We start from the raw sequence: 16588 nt of genomic DNA, 5'->3' as shown, positions 1-16588 counted from the left end.
CAAACGACGACGCCTCCTAGTGCACTACCTTCAGGCCCACGATCCCGCCAATGATCATGGCGAGGAACAGCACCTTCCAGACAGTTGCCGCCTCGTGCCCGGCGGCGAAGGAGTAAATGACGGTGACCACCGCGCCCACGCCGGCCCACACCGCGTAGGCCGTGCCCACGGGGATGGACTTCATGGCCCAGCCCAACCCACCCATGGAAATGGCGCAGGCAACGAAAAAGATCACTGAGGGCCACAGGCGGCTAAAGCCCTCCGACTTATCCAGCGCCGCTGCCCACACGGCCTCGAAGGCACCGGAGAAGATCAACACGAACCACGACATAGCCAGCCTCCCTCGTCCGGGGCTCGCATGAATCGCGGCGAGCCTGCCCACAATGATGGCACACTGGGCGGCATGAAGATTGCATTCCTTGGTACTGGCCGCATGGGCACCGAGCTCGCCCGACACCTTCTCAAGAACCATGAGCTCACTGTGTGGAACCGCACCGCCGAGCGCGCACAGCCGCTGGTCGACGCCGGAGCCACCCTCGCCGATTCCCCCACCGCCGCCGTGGAGGGCGCAGAGGTCATCATCACCTCGCTCTTTGGGCCCGATGACATCCGTGAGCGAGTCATTGACACCAACCTCATCCCGGAGGGCGTGACCTGGATCGATACCACGACCGTCTCCCCCATGCCGCCCGCGAGTTCGCCGCCGCGGTTGACTCTTATGTCCACGCGCCCGTCGTTGGTTCACTGGGCCCAGCGCGCGAGGGCAAGCTCGGCGTCTACGTGGGCACGCCTGACGACGACCGCCGTGAGCTCGCCATGACCATCGCCGAGTCCTGGGCCGACGAGAACAAGCTCATCGGCGTAGAATCCGCCGCCACCGCAGCGATTGGCAAGCTCCTGGCCAACCTGGCCCTCGCCGTAACCGCGGAGGGCGTGCTCGAAGCACTCCACCTCGGTGAGTCTGAGGGTCTCGATTCCGAAGTCGTCCTCGAGATGCTCGACATCACCGGCTTGGCCTTCATGAAGAACATGAAGGGCCCGTTCATCACCGGCGAGCGCAACACCACTCCGGGTGACTTCACCGTGGACGCCCTGTGCAAGGACGCCAAGCTCATGGAGATGACCGCCAACAAGCCGCTGCCGGCAGTGGCCGCCGCCATCGAGCGCTTTGAGGAGCAGCAGGCCATGGGGCACGGCGACCAGGACTTCTCCTCCATCTTCGTCTTCCGCAACAAGGGATAAACCCGGCTTCTAGCCGCCCTGCGGTGCGACGATCCCGCGCAGCACCTCCTCCAGCTGCGCGTTATCTCCAGTGTCCTGACTGTGAAAGCGCGCGGCAATAAACTCCGCGCGCACGCGGCTATCACTCGCTAGCCGCTCCACGTCGAGTTGATATCCTGCCGCCGTAACCAGCGCGTCAAAGAACACCGTCTGTGTGCGGGTATTCCCTTCCCTAAAGCTGTGCACCACATTGAGCTCACCCCACAGCTCCGCCAGCTTGGCTACGAAATCATCAAACCCTAGACCACGCAGAAAATTGTCCTTCGCAAGCCCCGCAAACAGCTTCTCTGCTGCCTTTCGTCATTTCCGGTCCCGCCGGGTAGTAGGCATGCCCAGCCTTAATCATGAACTGGTCTGTAGGGGCAGTTCGCTCTTCACCCGCCCATTCATACACATCCTGAAAAAGATGTCGATGTATGGCCTTGAAATGCGCATAATCAAAAGCACCTTCCACAGGTGCCGAGTCCAACTCGGTCATCCGAAGAAATACAAGCTTTTCTTCCAAGATCCGTAGTTCTTCTGCGTCATCTAACCCCAAGCGATTCTTCAGAACCTTGGTCCCTGGAATGAAATAGTTCTCCCAGCCCCCGCTCATGTTTCTCCCCCGCGCTCTACTTCAGCGAAGCACGCCGTACACGAGCGATTGCTTCGTCGGCAGATAGTGTCCCTGCGGCTATCTCGCGGCCTAGCTGGCGCACGTACTCATCAGTCACATCGTGGCCTGCTAAACGTAACGCAGCATCACTCAACGCTAACGGATCACGGCCGCTACTACTGCTGCTTTCAATTTGAATAGGCTCCGACATTGCTGCCCTCCCGAGTTTTCAACTACATTTTCTCTCATTTTAGCAGCTCATAACACTAATCCCAAGGGCGTTTCCCATCACTAGGACAACGTTCAGGGCGTGCATTTTGCTAAACTTCATCAATAAGTTTTAACTATTGTCTAGCCGCCCAATGTAAGGAGATCGCCGCCCAGCAATGCTTTCCATCGACGCCGATTATGGGCATTCCACGCCCCTTGGACACCTTGAGAAGGACTTCGCCCCCGGCCACGTTTATGGCCTTGCCGGACCTAATGGTTCAGGTAAATCCACGTTGCTGGCCACGCTTGGCGGGGAGCTTGCCCCTCTCGATGGCTCTGTGGAGTGTGACGGCCATCCCGTCGGCACGAAGGAGCAGCCGGGCGCTGTGATTACGGTGGCCGAGCCGGTTTTCCTCCCCGACCTCACCGTTGGCGAGCACCTGGACTTGATGGGGAAAGCGGCAGGGGTGGACGTCGCCAAGCTCTGCGAGCTCTGGGCGCTTGAGCGTCTCCTTCCGCACCCAGCCTCGCGCCTGTCCTCGGGCCAGCGCCAGCGCGTCTTTCTAGCTGCGCAGCTGTACCAGCCGGCGCGTGCTTTACTTATCGACGAGCCCGAGCGCCACCTTGACACCGCCTGGACTAAGTTCCTGACAGGTGAGTTGCGCTACCTAGCCGACGAAGAGAATCGCTGCATCGTCGTGGCCTCACATTCCGACACCATCACCCAGGCATGCGACGAGGTGGTGCAGCTGTGATGCGCGCTCTATCTCGACTGGGCGACGGTATCTGGTACCTCATTCTCGCCGGCATCGTCATCGGCTTCGGTTACACAGGATGGCAAGAAGTCGGCGCCGTCGCGCCTGCCATCCCGGCGCGCATCACGCTGACTAGTATCGCTCCGATTGCCGGCATCGTGGGACTGCTCGCTCTCATCGTGTTCGCCGAGACGCTTTATCCCCTACGTGCGTTATCCAGGGAGCGTTGGGTGTACGTTGATCGCCCGCGCGGCCGGCTCCGCGGCACGGACTGGATCACGTGGGCGCAGCTGGTCGGCTTCGGAGTCTTGGGACTCGGCATCTGCGTGTCCACCGGGCTATCCCCGTGGTTCGCGCTAGCAGTCCCGGCCCTACGTTTCGTCGTGGGGTGGCGCTCGTTCACGCTGGCTTCGCTACTCAGCGCTGGGCGCACGCGCCTGGTCGGCGGTTCTGGCCTAAGCCTTCTCGATTCGGAAGTCACCTCTGATGCCATTGCGAGCCAATCCGCGTGGATTCCTCGTCGCGCCCATGCATCCTCCACGTTGGCGGGTCTCTTCTTCCGTCGTTTGGGACGACGGTGGTACATCGGCGTCGGTGCGCTCGCGGCCCTCGGCTTGACGTTGGGACTCGCACCACAGCTCGGGGCGCTGGCCATCGTCGGCTTCATGTCCGCGTGGAGCATCGTCGGTGCGGCGGTTGGGCGCGCCGCATCCTTCGGCCGCGTCAACGACGATGCATGGCCCGACTGGGGCCTTCCCCTTATAGCTTCTGTGGGCACAGCACTGCTTGGTGCCGGGGGCCTGACCCCCGGAAAGTAGACACGTCGGGGGTTAGCTATGCTGCTTGGGTCAGTGTAGCTGATGTGAGTGCTTCGAAGTCATCGGGGGCTAGAAGGTTGCACCAGGAGTGCCGTCTGCGCGTGTTGTAGCGCATGCACCATCGGAAGACTTCTTGGCGGCAGATGATGGGATTGTCAAAAACTTTCCTATCTCGCAGAACTTCACGCTTTAAAGTGGCGTTAAACGATTCTGCCAGGGCATTATCGGCACTCGTTCCCACTGCTCCCATGGATTGGCGAACACCAAGTTGGGTGCAGTGGTCTTGAAAAGCCTGTGAGGTGTACACACTGCCATGATCAGAATGGAAAATTACCCCTTTAAGGCTTCCGCGAACCTTGCTGGCATGGGACAAAGCTTCGATAACCAGCGATACCCGCATGTGATCGGCGAGCGCATGACCGACAAGTTTGCGCGAGTAGACGTCGATGACTGTGGCAAGGTACATGTTCTTGCCTCCCTTACACGGCAGGTAGGTGATATCGCCTACATACACCTGGTTCGGCTTATCAGCGGTGAATTTGCGGCCTACTAAATCTGGCATGACTCGATGACCAGGCTTGCGCCTGGTAGTGACACATCGACGTTGTTTAGTAAAGCCTTTTAGCCCCATGGATTTCATAATGCGTGCGACCTTCTTGTGATTGATCGGAGGAAAGTCCGTATCGGCTTTAAGGCTTGCAGCGATGCGTTTAGCACCATAAAGCCCGTGCTCATCATCGAAGATGCTCTTGATTCGTGCACCAATAAGAGCATCCGAACACATCTTTAACCTGCGTTTTTCGCGGGTGTTGACCCATTTGTAGAACGAGGAGCGATTGAGCTTTAACACGTGGCACATCCGCTTGACCGAGTACTCGGTTCGATGGTCATAGACAAACTGGAAGCGGATTACCAGCGTGTCTCTTCGGCAAAATAATTCGCGGCCTTACGCAGGATATCGCGTTCTTCACGAAGCTTAGAGACTTCTTTTTCTAGCTGACGGATTCGTTCAGAATCAGTCGTCGCCTGTGCCTTGTCGCGCATGCTTTTTGTGCGGACACGCTTGCCGGTGCCGTACTGCTTAAGCCAGGAATAAAGTGAGGAACGATTGATTCCTAGCTCTGCTGAAGCCGCGTGAAGTGAGAGGTCCTCATTGTTTTCGTAGAGGGCCACAGCATCACGTTTGAACTGTTCGGAGTACCTAGGCATGGTGGTAGATTACCTTTCTTCCCAACCCAACAGGGCTGGATATCAGGTGTCTACCTAACAGGGGTCAGGTCCCGGTATCCTCCTCTTGGTGTGGAATCTTTCCGCCATCGCAGTGGCGCTCATCATCGCCGGCCTTAGCTGGGCGTCGTTTAAGCGTTCCCGCCCGGCACGGGTGGACAGCATGTCCATGCTGGATAGCGGCGGTTTCGGCGTCTCCTTCTCCCCCGAGGTGCTGCACTACATTGCCCGCGGCGCCCTCGGTTTTGGCGTGGCGGCCCTTGCGCTCGGGTATTAGCCGGGGCTAGCCTTTCAGGCATGAAGATTTTTTCCTAATTCGACGTCACTCTTTTTGCGCGACTTACTCGAAGGTGGATTTCTTCATGCCTATTTCTTTTTCTCATCTCACCGTCGTTTGGCCCGACGGCACCCCCTGTTTCACGGACCTCACCGGCTCCTTTTCCTCCCACTTCACGGGCTTGGTCGGGGCGAATGGCTCCGGAAAATCAACGCTAGCCAAGGTACTTGCTGGCCTCATTGCCCCGACTTCGGGAACGGTATCCGCGGGCTCAGTCATCTATGTCGACCAGGATTTAGGCCTTCACACGTCTGACACCATCGCCGATGTCTTTGGCGCGACGGAGATCCTCAGCGCCATTGCCCGCATTGAGGCTGGCGAATACTCAGAAGAGCTCGCCACCACTGTTGGTGAGCAGTGGGATGTGGCAGAGCGCATCGAAGCGGCTCTCGACGCCGCAGGTATCCCCTTCCTCTTAGAGCGCACCATTGGTACTTTATCTGGCGGTGAAGCAGTGACCGTGGCGCTGACTGCAGCCTTCTTCCGCAAGCCGGATTTCCTGATCCTCGACGAGCCCACCAATAACCTGGACTCCGAATCACGCCAGCGCCTGCTCGAGCTCATTCGCACCGCGCCGATGCCGGTTCTCGTTGTCTCACATGACCGCGAACTCCTCGAGCACGCGGACAGCATCGCTGAGCTCTACCACGGAACGCTGCGCGAGTTCGAGGGAAACTACTCCTCTTACCGCGCAGCGATTGATGCCGAGCAGGATTCCGCGCAGGCCAAGGTCAGGGAAACCAAGGCCAACCACCGCAAACAGATCCGCGAGCGCGCCGCTATGCAGACCCGCATTGCCCGCGATGCCCGCCGCGGCAAGAACTTCTCCAACTCGAAGCGCAAACCCGGCATGGCCATGGGCAATGACAAGAACCGTTCCGAGCGCTCCGCCGCTGGGCGTTCTCAACAGGCCAACGATGCAGTGTCTGCCGCCCAGTCGGCGCACGACAAGGCACAGCGCGCGCTTCGCGACGACACCCATGTCCACATCGACCTCCCCGGCACAGAGCTGCCCGCGGGCACCCGAGTGCTCGTCAGCGATCTGCTCAGCATCACTGGCCCCGAGCGCGTTCGCCTCACCGGGCCCAACGGCAGCGGCAAGACCACCTTCCTCAACCGCATTGTCCGCGGCGACGTCGAATACGCGCTGCCCTGTGGATACATCCGCCAGCGCATCGTCTTGCCTGAAGAGAAATCGGTGTTCGACATCGTGCGGGCAGCCAACCCCAGCGCAGACCCGCAGTTCCTGCGCGACCAGCTGGCCCAGATGCTCTTTATCAACGACAAGATCCACCAGCCGGTGGGACAACTCTCTGGTGGCGAGCGCTTCCGCGTCGAAATCGCCCGCGTCCTGCTCAGCGATCCAGCCCCGCGCTTCCTGCTTCTCGACGAACCAACGAACAACATCGACATCCCCACCACCGACTGGCTAATTGAGGTGCTCACCAGCTACCGCGGAGCATTCATCTTGGTCAGCCACGATGAGCACGTGTGCGAGCGGCTCAACCTGACGCGCGCTGTTCACGTGGCCCCATAAACTGAAACTTCTCTAGCGCCCATCCTCTTTTCGTTGTACAGTTTCTTGTACAAGAAGGGAGATCGCTTATGAAGACCATGTCTTACTCGGAATCGAGAGCACGGTACGCCGAAGTATTGCAGTCGGTTGTTGATGACCGCGAGGAAGTCATCATCACTCGCAATGGTCATGAGTCTGCAGTCATCGTTTCCTTCGATGACTACAACTCTCTTCGCGAAACTGCTTACCTTCTGCGTTCCCCTCGCAATGCCCAGCGCCTACTTGACTCCATTGAGAGCCTCAATACGGGGAAAGCAACGGAACACGAGCTCATTGAGGAAGATTAAGCTCCATGATTCTTTCGTGGACAGAGGAAGCATGGGAGGACTACCTCTGGTGGCAGTCTCACGACAAGAAGTTCCTCAAGAGAATCAATAACCTCATTAAGGACATTGCGCGAAACGGCAACGAAGGAATAGGAAAACCCGAACCTCTCAAATTCGAGTTGTCCGGGTTCTGGTCTCGGCGAATTACCGAAGAGCACCGACTGATCTATCGCATTAAGGGCGCGACAATTGAGATTGCTGGGTGCAGATACCACTACTAGCTAACGAGTACTTGCGCGGCAGCGCGGGCGCCGGCGATGACAGCGGGCACGCCGACTCCATCGGCCCAGGCGCCGGCGGTGGCGATACCGGGGACGTCGGCAAGCGCGGCACGCACGGCGGCAACGGTGGCCAGGTGCTTTTCGTCATAGCGGGGGATGCCGCCGAACCAGCGCTGCGTGTAGATCTCTTCCACGCCACTAGCACGGCCGTCGAAACCGGTGATCTTCTGCAGGTCATCGAGGGCATAGTCCACGAGATCATCCTCCTCCGCGCGCACGAGGGCATCATCCCCGAAGCGGCCGAAGGAGGCGCGCACGAGGAAGCCCTCGCGCTCGTTCAGGTGCGGCCACTTGTTAGAAGAGAGCGTGAAGGCCTTGGCGCGCACGTCGGGCTCGTCGGAGGCGACGAGGATGCCGGTGGCGTCGGGAAGCGCATTGCCCTCCGGATCCGTGGCGGAGGCAAAGTTGAAACCGACGACCACAGAGGAGGCCAGCTGGACGGTGGACAGCTTCTGGGCGGCCTCGGGGGCCACGGCCTTGAGCAGGCGCGCCGTCGTGGGAGCCGGGGTGGCAAAGAGCACGCGGTCGAATGGACCGATATCCCCCGGCGCGCCCTTGACCTCAAAGGCATCGCCCTTGCGCGTCACACCAGAAACAAAGGCGTCCAGGTGAATCTGCGCGCCGGACTTCTCAGCCAGGGCCTCGTAAAGCTCTGCGTAGCCGCCCTTGAAGGTGCCGAAGACGGAACCTTCGGCCGGGCTGCGGCCAGACTCGATCTGCTTGATAGCTGCCGACAGCGTGACGGGTCCTTCCTTGGCCAGTGAGTCCAGCGTGGCCGCCAGGTGCGGAACCGTGGCGCGCAGGCCCAGGTCATCGGCCGAGCAGGAGTAAACGCCACCGAGCAGCGCGGAAACCACGTGGTCTACCACGTCATCGCCATATTGCTGGCGCACGAGCTGACCCACGGAGACATCCCCGCCAATTTCCCACTCGAAGGGCTGCTCGTTGGTGATGCGCTCGTTGGTCGCCTCGGAGAAGAAGTCCTGCGGCTCAGAAGGAATACCCATGACCCCGCCCTGCGGCAGGAAGTGCAGCGCGCCACCGGTATACACGCGCGGGCGCAGCTCCGGATTGGGCTCCACGAAGGAATCCTGCAGGCCCAGCTCCGTGAAGAAGTCCACGGCGTCTTGGCGGCGGCGGATAAAGGCCTCCGCGCCCATGTCCGTGGGGCCGCCGTTGAAGGCCACGGTGTGCAGCTTGCCGCCGATGCGGTCGGCTGCTTCGAAGACAAAGATGTCGTGGGGGCCCTTCGTGTTCTGCTTGAGTTCCCATGCCGCGGTGAGGCCCGCTAGGCCCGCACCGATGATCGCGATCTTCATTTAGCCCTCCTCGTGAATGATGGCGACGGCGCGGGTAATGGCCTCCGCCTCCGTGGTCGGCAGCACGCCGTGGCCAAGGTTCCAGATGTGTCCACGCAGGTTCCCTGCCGCGCGGGCGGCATCTACTTCTGCCTTGATGGCGTGTACTTCCTTGCGCACCGCATCCTCGCCGGCGAACAGCAGAGCCGGGTCGAGGTTGCCCTGGAGAATGTCCGCGTTGACGCGGGCCGCGGCGGCATCCATGCTCACGCGGTAGTCCACGCCCATGACCTCAGAACCAGCCTCCGACATCGCGCCGAGCAGCTCGCCGGTCCCCACACCAAAGTGGATGCGCGGCACGCGGCCTTCTGCAACCTTGAGGATCTGTTCCGAATAAGGCAGCACGAACTCGCGGTAATCGCGCTCGTTGAGGTAGCCCGCCCAGGAATCGAAGAGCTGCATGGCGTCAATGCCGGCATCCAGCTGGAGCTGAAGGAAGGAGATGATCGTCGGGGTGAGGCGTTGCATGAGGCGGTGCCAGGTATCCGGATCGGAATGCATCAGAGCCTTAGTGCGCTCGTGATTCTTCGAGGGGCCGCCCTCAATGAGGTAGCTGGCCAAGGTGAAGGGCGCGCCGACGAAGCCGATGAGGGCCTGCTTGTCGGTGAGCTCGCTCAGGATGATCTCAATGCCCTGGCGTACCTCTGGCACATCAACGTCGAGGATAGGCAGGTTGGCCACGTCCTCCTTGGTGCGCACGGGTGCATCCATGACGGGGCCGCGGCCGGGGACGATCTCCACGCCGACACCCGCTGCCTTGAGCGGGACAACGATATCGTTGAACAGGATGGCGCCATCAACATCGTGGCGACGCACCGGCTGCAGGGTGATCTCCGCCAGGAGCTCCGGCATGAAACAGGAATCCAGCATGCTGATTCCCTCGCGTACCTTGCGGTACTCCGGCAAAGAGCGCCCCGCCTGGCGCATGAACCAGACGGGCGGGCGGGAAGGCGTGTGGCCAGTAGCGGCAGCAATCAGCGGCGCATCAGACAGTCGAGACATACCGTCCATTATGAATCAAAAGTTGGAGTAGGCGCCAATCAGGAGTTTTGGGCTCGGCGGGCCTTAATGAAAGCCGTCGAATCCGGGTGAAAGAGGAAGTAGATGGCCACCATGAGCGCCATCGGGATAAGCAACAAGAGCAGCCCGCCCACGCCCGCGATCAGCGCCGCAATGCTGACGAACATGATGTAAGCAGACACCGCGGTAATGATGCGACGCGCCCATATCGAGCCACTCGCCAGCTGCGCGGAGCACGCCGCAATGACGACGGCACCCACCACGTTGGAGATGGCCGTGAAACGTGTGTTGAAGCGGATATAGTCCACCTGCTCTGGGCTGAGCTGGGTGTTCGTCACCGATGTATAGGAGCCGAAGAGGCCCACCATCCCGGCGGTGAGCATGACGATTGCGGCGATGACACAGACCCAGTAGGCAATGCGCAGCTGGGAAGGCCAAGTGGAAAAGTCCTGCTCGCCCTGCTTCTTAGGGCGGCGTGGGCGACGGTTATAGTCCGCGGGGCCGGGGCGCTCGCTCATCGCTTGCCGTCCTTGCGGTCTTCTTTCTCCCTGTCCTTTTCTTTATTGTCCTTGTCCTTCTTCTCGCGCTCCTCCAGGTTTTCCTGGCGGCGCTGCTCCTCCATCTCCTTGCGCATCTGGCGCAGCTGCTCCATTTCGCCGGTGTATTCAAGTACCTCTTCCTTGGTGGAGAACATCAAGCCCATCACGGCCGCCACGCCGACGAGGATCTGCACGGCACCATCAAGCAGGAAGAGCCAATCCGGCGCGCTCGCCCCGGCGGGGCTGCTGATGAAGACGATGAGCACGCGGAGGCCAAAGTAGAGGGAGAAGGCAAACCACAGGCGCCGGCCAGTACCGGCTGCCTTGGAGTTCTTGTGTATAAAGCCCAGCATGATGCCCAACAGCACCACGATGGCGAGTGAAATCAGCGAGCTGAAGGCCACCGAGCCATAGCCCACGAGCTGTACGAGGGCATCGCTGACGTCCTGCCCGGACTTCTCCGCTGCGGACTCCGCCGTAGTGCGGGCCTGGGCAAAGAGCTCTTCCCTATTCAGCAGGGTCAGCACGATACTCAAGACCAGGTGCACCACCTCGAGTACCAAGGCAACGGTCCACACCTTGAGCATGAGGGAGACGGCTTCGGTGCGCTTGGTCTGCTCCTTATCCGGCTCCGTATCCTGCTTCGCCGGCCTGTGGGCCGACGGCGTAGTGTTCGGGCTGAACGTCACGATTCTCCTTTTACTTGAGCAAGCGGGCGGCGTCCGTGGCGAAGTAGGTCAGGATCTGATCCGCGCCCGCACGCTTGAACGCGGTCAAGGACTCCAGCATAACGGCCTCGCCATCGATCCACCCGTTCTGGGAAGCGGCCTGAATCATCGCGTACTCGCCGGAGACCTGGTAGACAGCTACCGGCACGGAGGAGCGCTCGACAGCACCGGCCAGCACATCGAGGTACGGCAGGCCAGGCTTAACCATGACGATGTCCGCGCCTTCCTCGATGTCCAGGTCTACCTCCAGCATGGACTCGCGGAAATTGCGCGGGTCCTGCTGGTAGGTACGGCGGTCGCCCTCCAGGGAGGAACCCACGGCATCGCGGAAGGGGCCGAAGAAGGCCGAGGCGTACTTGGCCGAGTAGGCCATGATCGCAACATCCTCGTGGCCGGCTTCATCGAGAGCCTCACGGATGGCGGCAATCTGTCCATCCATCATGCCGGACGGGCTGACCATGTGTGCTCCAGCGCGGGCCTGGGAGCGGGCCATGTCCTGGTAGAGCTCCACGGTTTCATCGTTGAGCACGCGGCCTTGATCATCGACCACGCCGCAGTGGCCGTGGGAGGTGAATTCATCGAGGCAGGTATCCGCCATGACAATGAGGTCATCGCCGAATTCCTGGCGCAGCTCCGCAATCGCCACGTTGAGGATGCCCTGTGGGTCCCAGGCCACGGAGCCGGTCGCGTCCTTGTCTTCCTCACGCGGCACGCCGAAGAGGTCAACGCAGGTCACGCCCGCATCGAGAGCCTCGTGCGCGGCACGCTTGAGGGAATCCAGGCTGTGCTGCTGCACGCCCGGCATGGAGGGGATGTCACGGGGTTCGTTCAGACCGTCGACCACGAACATCGGGAGGATGAGGTCGGAGGGGCGCAGCGACGTTTCCGCAACCAAATCCCGAAAAGCCGGGTTCTGACGTAGGCGGCGGGGGCGGCGAGCAATGCTCATGAGTAAAAACTCTCCTTTGAGCTACGAGAAAATTGAACTACCTTCCCGACTCTAGTCGCCCCTTACCTGCCCGCCCAGAAGCGGTCTACGCCGTCTTCTTGCGCGAGCGGCGCTTCTTGCGCGGAGCTGGCAGGTTGCCGGCAGCACGCAGGGCGGCGACGTGGTCAGCGAGGGCGTCGACAAGCATCGGCACATCCGCGACCTCCGGGACCACGTCCACGCGCAGGCCCACCTCCTCAGCCGCCGCCTTGGTGGAGGGGCCAATGCAGGCGATGATGGTGCGGGCATGCGGCTTGCCCGCAATGCCGACGAGGTTGCGCACCGTCGACGGCGAGGTAAAGGCAACGGCGTCGAAGCCGCCAGTCTTGATCATGTCGCGGATCTCCGCGGCCGGCGGGGCCGCACGGACGGTGCGGTAGGCCACGACATCATCGACTTCCCAGCCCAAGTCCAGCAGGCCCGTCACCAGCGCCTCGCCGGCGATATCGGCGCGCGGCAGCAGTACACGCCCCACGGCGTCGATATCCTCAACGTAGTTGGGGAAGACCTCCACGAGGCCCTCGGCGTTCTGCTTCGTCGCCGGCGGCAAAAGCTCCGGGACCATGCCTTTGGCGCGAATAGCATCGGCGGTCTTCTGCCCCACCGCAGCGAGGTGCACGCCGGCGAAGTCGCGAGCATCGAGGCCGAGCTCCGCGATCTTCTTCCACACCGCGCTCACCGCATTGACGGAGGTGAACACGACCCACTTGTAGCGGCCCTCGACAATACCCTTGATGGCGCGATCCATCTGCGCCGGGTTGCGCGGCGGCTCCACGGAAATAGTGGGCACCGACTGCGGGATGGCGCCGTGGCCAGCCAGTCGGGCGCTCATCGCTGCGGCCTGCTCCTTCGTGCGCGGCACCAGCACGCGCCAACCATAGAGCGAACGGTTCTCCCACCAGGAATACTTCGAGCGATCATCAAAGCTGCGCCCCAGCGTGACCACGAGCTCGCCCGGCAGCTCAGCGTCAAGCTTGCCGAGTGTTCCCAGCGTGGTCTCGTGCGTGCGCTGCAGGCGCGTGGTGCCGTGGACGGTGACGTATGCTTCCGTCTCCGCGGGCATCCCGCGCTCCACCAGCTCGGCGGAAATAACCGGCAGGTCATCTGCCGTAGCCTGCAAAACCAGCGGCTGCGTCGCGGTGGCCAGCGCATCCCAGTCCGCGCCTTCCGTGATGTCGGCCTCAGTATAGGTCGCACCGAGAGCAATGCCTGCGAAGGAGGGAACCGTCGAAGGCAGAGACATACCCGGGACCACCTGGAATTCCATGCCCGCATTGGCCACGGCGGTGATCTCCGCCTTGATGGACTCACGGTTGAGCGGGTTACCGGTAACCAGACGGATCACGTCGTGCCCCTCGGCGCGCTCGAGCGCGTTACGCAGTTGCGTGACGACGTCCCCCTCGACCTCCTCAAAGACCGCTGCCGTCGGCGGTGCCGGGCGCGGCGGTTTGCGGCGTGCGCCCGCTTCCTTGGCGGCGGCGCAGATGCGCTCGTACTCTTCCTCGGCGGCGTCGAGAAGCTCCTGCGGAACCGGCACCTGCTGCGCCACCATGTCACGCACGCCCTGCGAGACCCCCGGGTCGGTAACGACGTTGGCGGTCGTCTCCAGAACCTCGCGGGCGCGAACGGTCAGCAGGTCGGGATTACCTGGTCCGGCACCGACGAAGACGACTTTGCCCAGATCAGACTTACCCAGCTCAGGCTGGGTATCCGGAACGGCATTGCTCATAAGGTTCTTTTCTAGTTTGTGGATTCCGAGTGCCCCGGCGCCACCGCTGTGGCAGGCACGGGAGTGGAGACAAGAAAGCCCCTCACTCGCGAGTTAAGGGGGCCTAAATCATTGCTCTCAATGATCGTGTGCTAGATACACACTAAAGGAAAAGGCCCCAAAGCAAAAATTACGTGCGGTTATTCCGCTGCCAGCACGTCCGCAGCGCCCTGAGCGAAGAGCTCCTTGGAGATTGCACGTCCCAATTCTTCTGCCTCGCTTGCCGAGCCCTGGGCCTGAGCGATGAGCTGACGGGAGCCGTCGAGGGCGAAGACACCGCCGCGAACGACCAGCTGCTCGCCTTCCCAGTGGGAAGTGGCAGCGACCGGCGCGGTGCAACCGGCCTCCAGCTGGGAGAGCACGGTGCGCTCGGCGCGGGTGGCGGCGGTGGCGGGGGCGTCGGCAAGCAAGGCGATGGCCTTCGCTGCCTCAGTTCCCTTGACGGCCTCGATAGCCAGCGCGCCCTGCGCAGGCGCGGGCATGAAGACCTCCGGATCGAAAACCTCGGTGGCGCGATCAGCATAGCCCGCGCGCACGAGGCCAGCGTAGGCCAGGAGGACGGCGTCGAGCTCGCCGCTGGTGACCTTGCCCATGCGGGTATCGATGTTGCCGCGCAGCGGACGGATGTCCAGGTCCGGGCGCATAGCGCGCAGCTGACTGATGCGCCGCGGCGCGGAGGTACCCACACGTGCGCCCTCCGGCAGCTCCTTGAGGGTCAGACCATCGCGGGCGATGAGCGCCTCACGGACGTCCTGGCGCTGCGGCACCACGAGGTCGAAACGCTCGTCGGCAGCCGTGGGAAGGTCCTTGAAGGAGTGCACTGCGATCTCACACTCGCCGCGGTCGACGGCCTCACGCAGGGCCTGCGTAAACACACCCACGCCGATGCGCTCCACAGGAGCCATGTTGACGTCACCCTGCGTGGTAACGATGTGCAGCTCGGCCTCATAGCCTTCCTGCTGCAACCACTCCTGCACGTGGCCCGACTGAGTAGTGGCTAAGAGGGATCCTCGGGTACCGATCTTCAACATCTATGCGTCCTTTTCTTCCTTAGTACTTTCCGCGGCTTCCATCTGCGCGGCATCCGGCAGATCTGCCATGTCTACTGCTACGCCGCTGCCCTCCAAGTGGAGTCCAAAGAGTTCCTGCAACGCGGTCTCATGGCTTACGGTGCCAGAGTTAGCTGCGAGCTGCTTCGCACGAACCGTGGGCTCGTGGAGCAGCTTATCCGCAACGCGCTTGAGCGCGCGATTGATATCTCCCATCTGGCGCTCGTCCAACTCGGGGTGCTTCTGCTCCATCCGCGCTAGCTCGCACTGGACCAGGTTTGCTGCGCGCTTGCGCAGGGCTGATACGGCCGGGACGACGTCGCGGACGCGCTGCTCGGAAGCATAGGCTTCCAGTTCTTCACTGACGATGCGCCGCGCCTGCGCGTGTGGGCTGCTACCCGCTGCCAGATCGGTATCGGCCGCCTGCAGCGAGTTGTTGAGACGTTCGATATTGACCAGGTCGACCCCCTCTGCCTCTGCCACGGCATCATCAATATCGCGCGGCAGGGACAGGTCCACGAGCATGAGTTCGCGGTCGGCCACGTGATAACGCTCGACGTCGGCAGCCGTAATTGTGAAACCCTGGGCTCCCGTAGCGGAAATCGCCACGTCCACATCGCGCAGGGCTTGGGCGCGCTCCGAGAATTCAATGACGTCTGCGTACACGCCCGCCTCATGGGCGTGCTGCGCCACGCGCTCCGCGCGGGCGATGGTGCGGTTCGCGATAATCAGGTGCGCACCCAGGCGCCCCGCGTGCGTTGCCGCCAGCGAAGCCATTGCACCTGCGCCCAAAATGAGCACTCGCTTGCCCGCGAGATCTTCCCTGCCCATGCGGCTTAGCGCCTGATCAAAAGCAAAGGAGACCATGGAGGAGCCCGCCTCATCGATCTCAGTTTCGGAATGCACCCGCTTGCCGGTACGCAGCGCGGACTGTGCCAGCGCGTGGATGCGCGGGCCGACGGTTCCTTGCTCCGAAGCAAACTGGTAGGCGGTGCGCACCTGGCCGATGATTTGCTGCTCACCCACCACCATCGAGTCCAAGCCGGAGGCCACCATCATGAGGTGCTCGGCGGCGGCGTCGGCATAGCGCACATAAAGATAGGAGCGCAGCTTCTCCTCTTCCACCCCGGAGACTTCAGCGAGGTTGCGCACGACATCCTGGACGCCCGTGTGGAAAGAGCTCGTGACGGTATAAACCTCGAGGCGGTTACAGGTGGAGATAATCATCGCCTCGGTCAACGAGCCTGCCGATACCATGGCCCGGCAGGTGTCATTCTGCACGGTCTCGTCCATGCTCAGCTTTTCCAGCAGCGCCACCGGCGCCGACTGATGCGACATGCCCACGACGAGCACACTCATGCACTACCCTCCAGTTTTGCATCATCCCTTTGGATGACATAGATCATCCAAAAGACTACTAGTTTTCAGCTCGTTTCCGAAACTCGCGGGAGTCCCCGAGGAAAGCTACTCCACCAACGCCTGCGCTAGCTCCTCATTGTCCACTTCCCAGCAGGAGAACTCCTCGCCATCAATCACCACAACGGGGACGCGATCACCATATTCCATGGCCAGCTCCGCATCCTCATCGACGTTGCGCACTTTAAGCTCTGCCCCAGCCTGCCGGACCACCGGGGTAATCTGCTCCAGAACGCGCGCGCAGGAGCCGCACGTGGTACGCACCATCAGCTCGACGACGTGAGACATTAAGAACTCCTCGATAGGACGTAGAACG

General features: G+C 61.7%; 19 protein-coding genes and 1 pseudogene. 7 read left to right on the top strand and 13 right to left on the bottom strand.

Going from position 1 to position 16588, the window contains the following annotated elements:
- Nucleotides 1–16 precede the first annotated feature (16 nt).
- Nucleotides 17–331, bottom strand: coding sequence for a DMT family transporter (locus CAURIM_RS01630; protein WP_070447941.1), 315 nt, complete (start codon nucleotides 329–331; stop codon nucleotides 17–19).
- 72 nt (nucleotides 332–403) lie between these two features.
- Between CAURIM_RS01630 and CAURIM_RS01625 the strand changes: the two are divergent.
- Nucleotides 404–1242, top strand: a pseudogene (locus CAURIM_RS01625) (NAD(P)-dependent oxidoreductase).
- Between the two features lie 9 nt (nucleotides 1243–1251).
- Here CAURIM_RS01625 and CAURIM_RS01620 read toward each other — a convergent pair.
- Both CAURIM_RS01620 and CAURIM_RS01615 read right to left on the bottom strand, forming a co-directional pair.
- Nucleotides 1252–1488, bottom strand: a complete 237-nt coding sequence (locus CAURIM_RS01620; protein WP_253587865.1) for a hypothetical protein — start codon at nucleotides 1486–1488, stop codon at nucleotides 1252–1254.
- A gap of 25 nt (nucleotides 1489–1513) precedes the next feature.
- Complete coding sequence (locus CAURIM_RS01615) at nucleotides 1514–1876, bottom strand: Fic family protein (protein ID WP_201828733.1); 363 nt, start codon at nucleotides 1874–1876, stop codon at nucleotides 1514–1516.
- A gap of 386 nt (nucleotides 1877–2262) precedes the next feature.
- On the opposite strand from CAURIM_RS01615, the gene CAURIM_RS01610 reads away from it, so the two are divergent.
- Entirely contained in the window at nucleotides 2263–2841 is a 579-nt protein-coding gene (locus CAURIM_RS01610) for an ABC transporter ATP-binding protein (RefSeq protein WP_070731348.1), read from the top strand.
- Nucleotides 2841–3659, top strand: a complete 819-nt coding sequence (locus tag CAURIM_RS01605; RefSeq protein ID WP_236659336.1) for an ABC transporter permease — start codon at nucleotides 2841–2843, stop codon at nucleotides 3657–3659. The genes CAURIM_RS01610 and CAURIM_RS01605 overlap by 1 nt, the downstream gene beginning before the upstream one ends.
- Nucleotides 3660–3675: 16 nt before the next feature.
- On the opposite strand, the gene CAURIM_RS01600 is transcribed toward CAURIM_RS01605, so the two are convergent.
- A protein-coding gene (locus CAURIM_RS01600; protein WP_435383988.1) for an IS3 family transposase occupies nucleotides 3676–4868 on the bottom strand; the annotation gives its coding sequence in 2 pieces (ribosomal slippage) (nucleotides 3676–4586 and nucleotides 4586–4868; 1194 coding nt in all).
- 88 nt (nucleotides 4869–4956) lie between these two features.
- On the opposite strand from CAURIM_RS01600, the gene CAURIM_RS01595 reads away from it, so the two are divergent.
- From CAURIM_RS01595 to CAURIM_RS01580, 4 genes are all read left to right on the top strand, one after another.
- Nucleotides 4957–5163 carry a hypothetical protein gene (locus tag CAURIM_RS01595; RefSeq protein WP_236659337.1) on the top strand — a complete coding sequence of 69 codons (207 nt, stop codon included), beginning with the start codon at nucleotides 4957–4959 and terminating at the stop codon, nucleotides 5161–5163.
- Nucleotides 5164–5248: 85 nt separating this feature from the next.
- Nucleotides 5249–6760: an ATP-binding cassette domain-containing protein gene (locus CAURIM_RS01590; protein ID WP_201828734.1), complete on the top strand. Its 1512-nt coding sequence runs from the start codon at nucleotides 5249–5251 to the stop codon at nucleotides 6758–6760.
- A 68-nt stretch (nucleotides 6761–6828) separates the two neighbouring features.
- Nucleotides 6829–7086, top strand: coding sequence for a type II toxin-antitoxin system Phd/YefM family antitoxin (locus tag CAURIM_RS01585; protein WP_070645790.1), 258 nt, complete (start codon nucleotides 6829–6831; stop codon nucleotides 7084–7086).
- A 5-nt stretch (nucleotides 7087–7091) separates the two neighbouring features.
- Entirely contained in the window at nucleotides 7092–7346 is a 255-nt protein-coding gene (locus CAURIM_RS01580; RefSeq protein ID WP_070645789.1) for a Txe/YoeB family addiction module toxin, read from the top strand.
- Here CAURIM_RS01580 and CAURIM_RS01575 read toward each other — a convergent pair.
- The 9 genes from CAURIM_RS01575 to CAURIM_RS01535 all read right to left on the bottom strand — a co-directional run bounded on the left by CAURIM_RS01575 (nucleotide 7343) and on the right by CAURIM_RS01535 (nucleotide 16560).
- Nucleotides 7343–8725 (bottom strand): protoporphyrinogen oxidase, encoded by a 1383-nt coding sequence (locus CAURIM_RS01575; RefSeq protein WP_070711024.1) that lies wholly within the window; start codon nucleotides 8723–8725, stop codon nucleotides 7343–7345. The two genes, CAURIM_RS01580 and CAURIM_RS01575, sit on opposite strands and share 4 nt — an antisense overlap.
- Nucleotides 8726–9766, bottom strand: coding sequence for a uroporphyrinogen decarboxylase (gene hemE / locus CAURIM_RS01570; protein ID WP_201828735.1), 1041 nt, complete (start codon nucleotides 9764–9766; stop codon nucleotides 8726–8728).
- Between the two features lie 38 nt (nucleotides 9767–9804).
- On the bottom strand, nucleotides 9805–10302 hold the full coding sequence (locus CAURIM_RS01565) for a tellurium resistance protein TerC (protein ID WP_070711023.1): 498 nt from the start codon (nucleotides 10300–10302) through the stop codon (nucleotides 9805–9807).
- Nucleotides 10299–11012 (bottom strand): hypothetical protein, encoded by a 714-nt coding sequence (locus tag CAURIM_RS01560; RefSeq protein WP_201828736.1) that lies wholly within the window; start codon nucleotides 11010–11012, stop codon nucleotides 10299–10301. Before CAURIM_RS01560 ends, CAURIM_RS01565 begins: the two co-directional genes overlap by 4 nt.
- A 10-nt stretch (nucleotides 11013–11022) precedes the next feature.
- Nucleotides 11023–12000, bottom strand: a complete 978-nt coding sequence (hemB, locus tag CAURIM_RS01555) for a porphobilinogen synthase (RefSeq protein WP_049154862.1) — start codon at nucleotides 11998–12000, stop codon at nucleotides 11023–11025.
- A gap of 85 nt (nucleotides 12001–12085) precedes the next feature.
- Complete coding sequence (locus CAURIM_RS01550) at nucleotides 12086–13768, bottom strand: bifunctional uroporphyrinogen-III C-methyltransferase/uroporphyrinogen-III synthase (RefSeq protein WP_201828737.1); 1683 nt, start codon at nucleotides 13766–13768, stop codon at nucleotides 12086–12088.
- 179 nt (nucleotides 13769–13947) lie between these two features.
- Nucleotides 13948–14838 (bottom strand): hydroxymethylbilane synthase, encoded by an 891-nt coding sequence (gene hemC, locus CAURIM_RS01545; RefSeq protein ID WP_070447912.1) that lies wholly within the window; start codon nucleotides 14836–14838, stop codon nucleotides 13948–13950.
- Nucleotides 14839–16215 (bottom strand): glutamyl-tRNA reductase, encoded by a 1377-nt coding sequence (locus tag CAURIM_RS01540; protein WP_201828738.1) that lies wholly within the window; start codon nucleotides 16213–16215, stop codon nucleotides 14839–14841.
- 105 nt (nucleotides 16216–16320) lie between these two features.
- Nucleotides 16321–16560: a glutaredoxin family protein gene (locus tag CAURIM_RS01535; RefSeq protein ID WP_070447908.1), complete on the bottom strand. Its 240-nt coding sequence runs from the start codon at nucleotides 16558–16560 to the stop codon at nucleotides 16321–16323.
- Between the last annotated feature and the right edge of the window lie 28 nt (nucleotides 16561–16588).

The organism is Corynebacterium aurimucosum (assembly GCF_030408555.1).
Lineage (GTDB): Bacteria > Actinomycetota > Actinomycetes > Mycobacteriales > Mycobacteriaceae > Corynebacterium > Corynebacterium aurimucosum.
The sequence above is the reverse complement of the archived record's forward strand: the minus strand, read 5'-3'. Positions and strand labels throughout refer to the sequence as shown.